Genomic DNA, 440 nt, shown 5'->3' on the forward strand with positions numbered 1-440 from the left:
TGGCATAGTGGTCCAGCAATCTATTGGTTGCACTCATATGTTTTGCTCCATACCGCTGACAACTTCAACCAACTGTATAAGTAAAATATCCAGCTCACTGTCCTTAATCACGTAAGGCGGCATCACATAAACCAATTTACCAAACGGACGAACCCAAATACCACGACGTACAAATTCTTGTTGTAAGGTTTTCATATCTACATTAACGGTGAGTTCAACCACACCGATTGCTCCCAATACACGGACATCAGCAACATGCTTGAATGATTGTAATGGTGTCAAATGGCGATTAAGCTGAGTTTAGATACGCTGAATATTGTTTTGCCAATCTTGATTGATGAGTAATTCAGTGCTTTTTACCGCCACAGCACAAGCTAAAGGATTTGCCATAAAAGTAGGACCATGCATAAATACCCCCGCCTCTCCCTGACTAATCGTTT

General features: G+C 41.4%; 1 pseudogene. It reads right to left on the bottom strand.

Annotated elements, in window-relative coordinates:
• Positions 1-33: 33 nt before the first annotated feature.
• Positions 34-435, bottom strand: a pseudogene (locus FLQ44_RS23395) (aminotransferase class III-fold pyridoxal phosphate-dependent enzyme).
• Positions 436-440 lie beyond the last annotated feature (5 nt).

It is taken from the genome of Vogesella mureinivorans (assembly GCF_007644035.1).
Classification (GTDB): domain Bacteria; phylum Pseudomonadota; class Gammaproteobacteria; order Burkholderiales; family Chromobacteriaceae; genus Vogesella; species Vogesella mureinivorans.